The organism is Oryzomicrobium sp. (assembly GCF_036820405.1).
Lineage (GTDB): Bacteria > Pseudomonadota > Gammaproteobacteria > Burkholderiales > Rhodocyclaceae > Oryzomicrobium.
The window spans coordinates 201963-211384 of the sequence record NZ_DAISLS010000009.1; the positions used below are offsets into that span (position 1 = coordinate 201963).

Here is a 9422-nt window from a genome sequence, read left to right on the forward strand (position 1 = left end):
GCCATGGCCCGGCCGCTGCCTGTACCGCCTGCACCGCCCGCCGGCGACGACGCCCTGGGGGAACAGGCCTGGATCGAGGTGATCCAGAAGATGGACGAGGTCTACAACGACCTGCTCCAGTACGAGGTGGCGCTGGAAGAGAAGAACGCCGCCCTGGAGGAGTCGCACCAGTTCATCGAGAGCGTGCTCGCCTCGATCTCCGACATCCTCATCGTCTGTGACCGGGACGGGGCCATCATCGAGACCAATCCGGCCCTGCAGCACTTCACCGGCCGGGCCGCCGAGGCCCTGGTGGGCACACCTGTGTTCGACCTGTTCGCCGACGAAGGCGAGCGGGTCCGGGCACGCCATCTGGTGTCGATCCACGGCCGCGACGGAATCCACGACTGCGAACTGCACCTGCGTGCCGGCGACGGCACGGCGGTGCCTGTTTCCCTCAACTGCACTCCCCGCCTGACCCCGGCGGGCAAATTGATGGGGCTGGTGCTCACCGGCCGGCCGGTGGGCGAGCTACGCCGAGCCTATCAGCAGTTGCGCCAGGCCCACGACGACCTGAAACGCACCCAGGGCCAGCTGCTTCACGCCGAGAAAATGGCGTCCCTGGGCCGACTGGTGGCCGGCGTGGCCCATGAGTTGAACAACCCGATCAGCTTCGTGCTCGGCAACGTGCTTTCCCTCAAGCGCTACGCCGCCCGGCTCACCGAGTACCTGGGGGCAATCCACGGGGTGGAAGGTGCGCCGTTGGCGCAGGGCAGCGCCGAACCGGCCGCCCTGCGCCAGCGGCTGCGCATCGACCGGGTGCTGGAGGACATGCCGGCCCTGATCGACGGCCTGATCGAAGGGGCCGAGCGCACCCGGGACATCGTCGATGCCCTGAAGCGCTTTTCCGCCGTGGACAAGGCCACGCCGGAGCCGGTGAACCTCACCGAGGTCATCCAGCGGGCGGTGCATTGGGTGGAAAAGAGCGCTCCCCCGGGTTTCCGCGTGGTGCTCGACCTGCCGGTGGCGCTGCCCTGCGCCGGTTCCTCGGGCCAGTTGCAGCAGGTGGCAATGAACCTGGTGCAGAACGCGGTGGACGCCTGCGCCGGACGCACCGACGCCCGGCTGGAGATCCTGGGCGGCATGACGGCAGGGGCGGGCGGCCAGCCGGCTACCATCGCCGTGCATTTTTGCGACAACGGGGCGGGCATCGCTCCCGAATCCCTGCCCCACCTGTTCGAGCCGTTCTTCACTACCAAGCCGGTGGGGCAGGGCACGGGGCTGGGCTTGTCGATCAGCTATGGCATCGTCGAGCGCCACGGCGGTAACCTGACCGCCAGCATTCCAGATACGCCGGACGGCGGCGCCTGCTTCATGCTGACGCTGCCGGCCGCCGGCCCGCTGCAAAGGGGCTGACCGGTTTGGGCGGGGCGGCGGCAATCCCCTTGCCGTCCGTCTGCACGCCATGTCTGCCCGCAATCGCCGCCAGCCCTTGAGCGGCGGGGAGCGGCGCCCCCGCGAGCGCACTGGCACGGTATTTGTATGAAAGAAATTAAATTTCTTCATACGACACCATGGATTCCCTGCCCACGGACTTCCTGGCCCTGGCGGCCCTGGCCCTTCTGCTTGGTCTCAAGCACGGCTTCGACGCCGATCATTTGGCCACCATCGACGGCATGACCCGCCTTTCGGCGCGCCAGCGGCGCGGCTTCCAGAGCTTTTGCGGCGTCCTGTTCTCCCTGGGACACGGGGCCGTGGTGGTGGCGATCGCCCTGGCCGCCAGCCGGCTGGCCCGTGGCTGGCAGGTGCCCGAGTGGTTCGAGACTACCGGCGCGGTGATCTCGATCGTCTTTCTCAGCGGCCTGGGGCTTCTCAACCTGCATGCCGTATGGCGCGCCGCGCCGGACGAGATGGTCAGTCCGGTGGGGCTCAAGGGGCGCTTCGTCTCTGGCCTGCTGCTCCGCCTGGCGGGCTCCGGTGAGGGTAACGGACGGTTCGGCCCCTGGCTGGTGATGGGAGTCGGCGCCCTGTTCGCCCTGTCCTTCGATACCCTTTCCCAGGCGGCCCTGTTCTCGGTGGCTGGCAGCCGGCTGGGGGGCTGGGGCCATGCCTTGGCCCTGGCCCTGCTGTTCACCGCTGGCATGCTGATCACCGATGGCATCAACGGCCTGTGGATTTCCCGCCTGATCCGCCGCGCCGACCGGGCCGCCCGGCTGGCGTCCCGCGTCATGGGCCTGGCAGTGGCCTGCGTCAGCCTGGCCGTGGCGGCCTTCGGCGCGGCCCGCTTCTGTTCCGACGAGGTTGCCGCCTGGAGCGACGGCAAAGAACTGTTCTTCGGCGCGGCCTTGGTGTTGATGATCGGTCTGAGCTTCATCGCCGGCCTGCGTCTGGCCCGCCCGCCGCTGCTGGCCGGAGAGGATGCCCAGGGCGCCTAAGTATGCCATTAGTCCAGGGGCGTAAGACCCCGCCGTTTCGTTATCCACAAAGGAGGAAAGGTCCGCTGCCGGCGCAGCGGATTTTTTGGCACGACAATGAGAAGAAATAAAAAATTTTCATACGCAGCATGCAAGCTAAACCAGTCGCGTGAGCGTGTTACCAAGGGGGCTCGCCATGGGGCCATCCGGCGCCTGCGCGCTTCCCTCACCGCCTTGGGGCTGATGGCTGCCGGCGCCGCCGGCGGGGTGGAAAATAGCGGCGAAACCACCCTGTCGGCGATCCAGGTGCGCAGCAGCAAGGAGGATCTGTCCGGAGTGGCCGGGGCGGCCAGCGAGGGGGTGGTGAGCGGCGAGCGCCTTTCCACCCTGCCCCTGCTGCGGCCGGCGGAGGCCCTGGAGCAGGTGCCGGGCCTGATCGTCACCCAGCACGCCGGGGACGGCAAAGCCAACCAGTATTTCCTGCGGGGGTTCAACCTGGACCATGGCACCGACTTTGCCACCTACGTGGACGGCATGCCGGTGAACCTGCCGACCCATGCCCACGGCCACGGCTATACCGATCTCAACTTCCTGATCCCCGAACTGGTGGACACCATCCGCTACCGCAAGGGGCCCTACTTTGCCGAGGAGGGGGATTTTTCCTCCGCCGGTTCGGCCCGCATCGGCCTGGTGCGGCGCATCGACGGCACCCTGGCCTCCCTCGGCTGGGGGCAGGGGGGCTACGCCCGCAGCCTGGTGGCGGGGTCGCCCGAACTGGCCGGCGGCCGCCTGCTCTATGCCCTGGAGGCCTACCACAACAACGGCCCCTGGCAGGTGCCGGAAAACTACCGCAAATGGAACGGGGTGCTGCGCTACAGCCAGGGCAGCGAGGCCAACGGCTGGTCGGTCACCGGCATGAGCTATTCGGGGCGCTGGACATCCACCGACCAGATTCCCGAGCGGGCGGTGGCCGAGGGGCTGATCGGCCGCTACGGCAGCCTGGACGATTCCACCGGCGGCAGCACCCGGCGTACCAGCCTGTCGGCCCAGTGGGCGCAGAGCGATGCCGCCGGGCGCAGCCGGGCCAATGCCTGGCTGCTCGACTACAGCCTGGACCTGTGGTCCAACTTCACCTACTACGACCGGGATCCGGTCAATGGCGACCAGTTCCGCCAGGACGACCGGCGCCGTGCCGGTGGCTTCGACCTGGCCCGCACTACCTATGCCCGCCTGGGCGGCGTGGAATTGGAAAACACCCTGGGCCTTACCGGCCGCCATGACCGCATCGGCCGGGTCGGCCTGTACTACACCGCAGACCGGGAAACCCTGTCCACGGTGCGCCAGGACCGGGTCGAGCAGAGCAGCGTGGCCCTCTGCGGCGAGAACCAGGCCCGCTGGACGCCTTGGCTGCGTTCCATCGTCGGCGCCCGGATCGACTATTACCGCTTTCACGTGGACAGTTCCCTGGCCGAGAACGGCGGACGGGCCAGCGATTCCCTGGTCAGCCCCAAGTTCGGTCTGGTGTTCGGCCCCTGGAGGCGGACCGAGCTGTACGTCAATTACGGCCTGGGTTTCCACAGCAACGACGCCCGGGGGACCACCCTGCGGGTCAATCCGGAAAACCCGGCCGAGCCGGCCAGCCGGGTGACGCCCCTGGTCCGTTCCCGGGGCGGCGAGGTGGGCGTGCGCAGCGAGCCGCTGGCCGGCTGGAACACCACCGTGTCGCTCTGGCAGCTGGACTTGGCTTCCGAGCTGCTTTTCGTCGGCGACGCGGGCACCACCGAGCCGTCGCGGCCGAGCCGGCGCCAGGGGGTGGAGTGGGCCAACTTCTTCACCCCGGCCAGCTGGCTCACCGCCGACCTGGACCTGTCCTGGTCCCGGGCCCGCTTCCGCGACGACCAGCCCATCGGTAACCGCATTCCCGGGGCGATCGAGACGGCGGTGTCCGCCGGCCTGGCGGTGGACAACCTGGGGCCCTGGTTCGGCGCCCTGCGCTTCCGTTACTTCGGCCCGCGCCCGCTGGTGGAGGACAACTCGGTGCGTTCCTCGGCCTCGGCCCTGACCTCGCTGCGCCTGGGCTATAAGGTGGACCGCCGCACTCGCCTGGCCCTGGACGTGTTCAACCTGTTCGACCGCAAGGTCAACGACATCGAGTACTACTACGCCTCGCGTCTGCGTAACGAAGCGGCCAGCGTCGAGGATGTGCATTTCCACCCGGTGGAAGGGCGCACGGTGCGGCTGACCCTGACGACCCGTTTCTGAGGGGGGCTGAGTGAGTTACCCCTGCCGCCCTGGTGGGAGGGCGGAAACGAACAAGGCCCGGGAAATCCCAGGCCTTGTTCGTTGTGTTGCGAGGCGGTTGGCTTAGAGCGGCGTGGCCGCGTGGCCGAGGAGGCTAGAAAGTTGCTCCGCCGCGCCCTTGAGGGCGGTGATGGGGGCGCTGTCCACCCGGCTGTCCAGGTGGCCGACGGCGCCCAGGGTGGTGACGGCGGCCACCATTTCGCCGGTGTAGTCGAACACCGGGGCGCTGAAGCCGTTGACCCCGGGGGAGAGGCTGCCGCTGGCGCGGCCGACGCCGTTTTCCTTGGCTTCGCTCTGGCTGGCCTCGAAGTCGCGCTTGAGTTCCGCCAGGGTCAAGCCCGGGGTGGCGGCGGCCAGGGACTTCATCTCGTCGTCGGCGATGCGCTTGAGCGCCGGGCTGCGCAGGAAAGCCGAGAAGGCGCGGCCGGTGGCCGAGGTGGTGAGGGGGAGCACGGTGCCGGCACGCAGGGTGACGTTGATCGGGCCGGGAGGTTCGGCCAGCCGCACGATGGTGGGTCCCCGGTTGCCCCAGACGGCCAGGGCCACGGTTTCCTGGATGGCTTCGCACAGTTCGTCCAGGATGGGGCCGGCGATGCGCACCGGATCGAGGCGGCCCAGGCAGGCCAGGCCCAGTTCCAGGGCGAAGGGGCCGAGGGCGTAGCGGCTGCTGGCCGGGTCCTGTTCCACCAGGCCCATGCGCACGAAACTCACCAGATAGCGGTGGGCCTTGGCGGCGGGCATGCCCGCATCCTTGGCCAGGTCGCGCAGCATGGTGGGGCGCCCCGAGTTGGCCAGGGCGCGCAGCAGGCGGGCGCCGACTTCGATGGATTGAATGCCCTGGCGGGGTTTGTCGAGGTCGTTAGACATTATGAGACGGGATTATGGAATGCTTAATTGTAGCGCCGATGGGCGCCGGGGCGAAGCTATAATCGGCGATGCTATGCGAGCGGCCTGTCATTAACCTTCCGCCGCATCAAAAAACACGACATGAGGAGACGCCGCGATGACTTCGTCCTGCCTGCCCCCGGCCGACCGGGAACGCCGCATTATCCTCCAACGGCTTGCCGGCGTGGGGCTTGCGGCCGCGGCCACCGCCGTCGGCTGTCCGCTCCCGGCCCTGGCGGCCGAGGGGCCTGAAAAGCCCAGGCTGACCATCGCCGTCGGCGGCAAGGGGCTGTTCTACTATTTGCCGCTCACCATCGCCGAGCGGCTGGGCTATTTCAAGGATGAAGGGCTCAACGTGGAAATCGTCGATTTTCCCGGCGGGGCCAAGGCGCTCCAGGCCCTGATGGGCGGCAGCGCCGACCTGGTGTCCGGCTCCTTCGAGCACACCATTTCGCTCCAGGCCAAGGGGCAGTGGATCAAAGCGGTGGCTCTGGAAGGGCGCATGGCGGGCATCGTGCTGGCCATGCGCAAGGACAGGGCGGCCCGCTACAAGTCGCCGAAGGACCTGAAGGGGCTCAAGATCGGCGTGACGGCGCCGGGCTCCAGCACCAACATGTTCGTCAACACCCTGCTGGCCAAGGAGGGCCTCAAGCCCGATGCGGTATCGATCATCGGCGTGGGGGCGGGCGCCGGGGCGATCGCCGCCATCCGGCGGGGGGACGTCGACGCCGTGGCCAACCTGGACCCGGTGATCAGCACCCTGGAGGTGATCGGCGACGTGGTGCCGGTGGTGGACACCCGCACCGAGGCCGGCATGCAGTACGTCTATGGCGGGGCATATGCCGCTGGCTGCATCTACGCCACCAACGACTTCATCATTCACAACCCGCGCACTACCCAGGCGGTGGTCAATGCCCTGGTGCGGGCCGATCGCTGGTTGCAGAAAGCGACGCCGGAGCAGGTGGTGGCTACCGTGCCGCCCGAGTTCTACGGCAGTGACCGGGGGCTGTACAAGGTTTCGCTGATGAAGAATACAGCGGCTTTTTCGCCGGACGGGACGATCAGCCCGGATGGGGTGCAGAACGTCTACAAGGTGCTGCGCAGTTTCGACCCCACAGTGGCCGGGGCCCGGATCGACCTGTCCAAAACCTACGACAACAGCTTCGCCCTCCAGGCACAGCGGAAATATAAGTAACCGGTTTCGGCCCCGCCAGTGCGGGGCCGTTTCATTTGCGCCGCCCTCCTCTCTATATATATGTCCGATTGCGCTCTTTCTTTTGCGGCGGTCAGTGCCGCTTTTGCCGCGCCCGGTGGCGGGCGGTATACCGCCGTCGCCGGCGTTGATCTCGACGTCGCCCAGGGGGAGTTCGTGTGCGTGGTCGGCCCCACCGGCTGCGGCAAATCCACCCTGCTCAACATGGCGGCCGGCCTGTTGCAGCCCTCGGCGGGGCAGGTGCGGGTTTTCGGCCAGCCTTTGGACGGACTCAACCGCCACGCCGGCTACATGTTTCAGGCCGACAGCCTGATGCCGTGGAAAAGCGCCATCGACAACGTGATGGCCGGCTTGATCTTCCGCGGCACCTCGCCAGTCGAAGCCCGGGAGCAGGCGCGCTACTGGCTGCAGCGGGTGGGCTTGGCGCAGCATGCCGACCGCTATCCGCACCAGCTCTCCGGCGGGATGAAGAAGCGGGTGGCCCTGGCCCAGATACTGATCCTCGATCCCAAGATCATCCTCATGGACGAACCGTTCTCGGCCCTGGACATCCAGACCCGGCAACTCATGGAAAACGAACTGCTCGACCTATGGTCGGCAGACCGGAAGTCGGTGTTGTTCATCACTCACGACCTGGAAGAGGCCATCGCCCTGTCCGACCGGGTGGTGGTGCTCTCGGCCGGACCGGCCTCCCATCCCATCGGCGAGTTCGCCATCGACCTGCCCCGCCCCCGGGACGTGGCGGAAATCCGCCTAACTCCACACTTCGTCGAACTGCATGGCCGCATCTGGGGAGCCATGAAGGAGGAGGTGCTCAAGGGCTATGCCCAGAGCCAGGGCATGGCCCGGGCCAGCGGAGGCCGCCATGAATGATTCCCATACGGTGCCGAGCGGGCTGCGCCTGCGCGTCTACCAACTCTTGGTGCTGCTGGCTCTGTTCGGGTTGTGGTGGGGGCTCACCGCGAGCGCCATCCTGCCCCCTTTCTTCTTTGGCGAGCCGCTGCGGGTGCTGGTGCGCATCGGCGAATGGTTCGCCAGCGGCGACATCTACCCCCATCTCGGCGTGACCTTGATCGAAACCGTCCTGGCCTTTGCCTTCGGCACCGGCTTGGGCTTGGCGGTCGGGCTGTGGCTGGCACTGTCGCCGACGGCGGCGGTGCTTGCCGATCCCTATATCAAGGCAGCCAACGCCATGCCCCGGGTGATCCTGGCGCCGATCTTCGCCGTGTGGTTCGGCCTGGGCATCGGCTCCAAGGTGGCGCTGGGCATCACCCTGGTGTTCTTCATCGTCTTCTTCAACGTCTATCAAGGCATCCGCGAAGTGAGCCCGGTCGTCCTGGCCAATGCCCGCATGCTGGGGGCGGGCCGGCGCCAGCTGCTGCGCCACGTCTACCTGCCGTCGGCCATGAGCTGGGTCTTCTCCTGCCTGCACACCTCCGTGGGCATGGCCTTCGTCGGCGCGGTGGTGGGGGAGTACCTGGGGTCGGCCAAGGGCGTGGGCTACCTGATCCTGCAAGCCGAAGGAACCTTCGACATCAATACCGTGTTTGCCGGTATTCTTGTGCTGACGGCATGCGCCCTGTTGCTGGACGGCCTGGTCGGCCAGGTTGAACGGCGTCTGCTGGCCTGGCAGCCGGGGCAGGGCAGCACTGAAAAGATCTGACCGGGCGCTTCTGGCGCCCTTTACTGTTTGAATTGAAAAGGGGATGAGGATGCGCGCTGTAATGGTGGCCAACCCGAAGGGCGGGGCGGGCAAGACGACGCTGGCGACGAACCTGGCTGGACACTTTGCCAACCAGGGCAAGAAGGTGACCCTCTGCGACCTGGACCGGCAGCAGTCGTCGCTGCGCTGGCTGGCCTTCCGCGATGGGGCATCCCCGGCGATCAACGGCGTCTTCGCCGGCAACCAGCTGGTGTTCTCGCCCCCGGCGGGGCAGGACTGGGTCATCCTCGACGCCCCCGCCGGCCTACAAGGCTACAAGCTGTCGGATTACCTGCGCGCCGTGGACAAGGTGATCGTCCCCGTGGTGCCGTCGGTCTTCGACATGGCGGCCACCGAGGACTTCCTCAACTCCCTGCGTAGCGATCTGCGCGGCCGCAGGGGTGTGGTCGGTATCGTCGCCATGCGGGTCGATCCCCGCACCAAGGCCGCTGCCATGCTCGAGGAGTACCTCAAGCACTTCGATCTGCCGCTGCTCGCCTACCTGCGGAACACGCAGAACTATGTAAACGCGGCCGCCGCCGGCGCTTCCCTGTTCGATCCGCCCCGCTCCCGGCACAAAAAAGACATCGAACAGTGGGAAGGGGTGTTGCACTGGCTCAAAAGCTAGCGTATATTCCGCCCCTCTTCGCGACGCCCTGTCGCTTCCGCGCCAAAGCAGCAAACGGCAGCGAAACAAAATAAACGACAGGGGGTTGACGAAGTCCTGAGAAGTGTTTAATATCTCGCTTCTCTGATCGACGCAACGAACGATTCAAAACAACGTTGCAGCGGACGCGGGGTGGAGCAGTCTGGCAGCTCGTCGGGCTCATAACCCGAAGGTCGTAGGTTCAAATCCTACCCCCGCAACCAATTAGCTCTTTAAAAATTGAACAGCCGATAGGTGTAGGTGCTTGGCTAAGTGGTCGCT

At 66.9% G+C, this 9422-nt stretch carries 8 protein-coding genes and 1 tRNA gene; 8 read left to right on the top strand and 1 reads right to left on the bottom strand.

Translation table 11 applies throughout. The features are described from left to right. Positions 1–3 precede the first annotated feature (3 nt). The 3 genes from V7Z98_RS10590 to V7Z98_RS10600 all read left to right on the top strand — a co-directional run bounded on the left by V7Z98_RS10590 (position 4) and on the right by V7Z98_RS10600 (position 4655). Positions 4–1395 carry a sensor histidine kinase gene (locus tag V7Z98_RS10590; protein ID WP_334157943.1) on the top strand — a complete coding sequence of 464 codons (1392 nt, stop codon included), beginning with the start codon at positions 4–6 and terminating at the stop codon, positions 1393–1395. 158 nt (positions 1396–1553) lie between these two features. Further along, positions 1554–2414, top strand: a complete 861-nt coding sequence (locus tag V7Z98_RS10595; protein WP_334157944.1) for a HoxN/HupN/NixA family nickel/cobalt transporter — start codon at positions 1554–1556, stop codon at positions 2412–2414. A gap of 222 nt (positions 2415–2636) precedes the next feature. Further along, a complete protein-coding gene (locus tag V7Z98_RS10600) occupies positions 2637–4655 on the top strand; it encodes a TonB-dependent receptor (RefSeq protein ID WP_334157945.1) in 2019 nt (672 codons plus the stop codon). A 102-nt stretch (positions 4656–4757) separates the two neighbouring features. Here the strand turns inward: V7Z98_RS10600 and V7Z98_RS10605 are convergent, their stop codons facing one another. Continuing rightward, positions 4758–5561, bottom strand: a complete 804-nt coding sequence (locus tag V7Z98_RS10605; RefSeq protein ID WP_334157946.1) for an IclR family transcriptional regulator — start codon at positions 5559–5561, stop codon at positions 4758–4760. Between the two features lie 136 nt (positions 5562–5697). Here V7Z98_RS10605 and V7Z98_RS10610 point away from each other — a divergent pair, with 136 nt between their 5' ends. From V7Z98_RS10610 to V7Z98_RS10630, 5 genes are all read left to right on the top strand, one after another. Further along, complete coding sequence (locus tag V7Z98_RS10610) at positions 5698–6774, top strand: ABC transporter substrate-binding protein (RefSeq protein WP_334157947.1); 1077 nt, start codon at positions 5698–5700, stop codon at positions 6772–6774. Between the two features lie 60 nt (positions 6775–6834). Continuing rightward, positions 6835–7665 carry an ABC transporter ATP-binding protein gene (locus V7Z98_RS10615; RefSeq protein ID WP_334157948.1) on the top strand — a complete coding sequence of 277 codons (831 nt, stop codon included), beginning with the start codon at positions 6835–6837 and terminating at the stop codon, positions 7663–7665. Beyond that, positions 7658–8455, top strand: coding sequence for an ABC transporter permease (locus V7Z98_RS10620; protein WP_334157950.1), 798 nt, complete (start codon positions 7658–7660; stop codon positions 8453–8455). The genes V7Z98_RS10615 and V7Z98_RS10620 overlap by 8 nt, the downstream gene beginning before the upstream one ends. Positions 8456–8498: 43 nt before the next feature. After that, positions 8499–9122, top strand: a complete 624-nt coding sequence (locus tag V7Z98_RS10625; RefSeq protein WP_334157951.1) for a ParA family protein — start codon at positions 8499–8501, stop codon at positions 9120–9122. Positions 9123–9287: 165 nt separating this feature from the next. Beyond that, a tRNA-Met gene (locus tag V7Z98_RS10630) sits at positions 9288–9364 on the top strand. Positions 9365–9422: the final 58 nt, after the last annotated feature.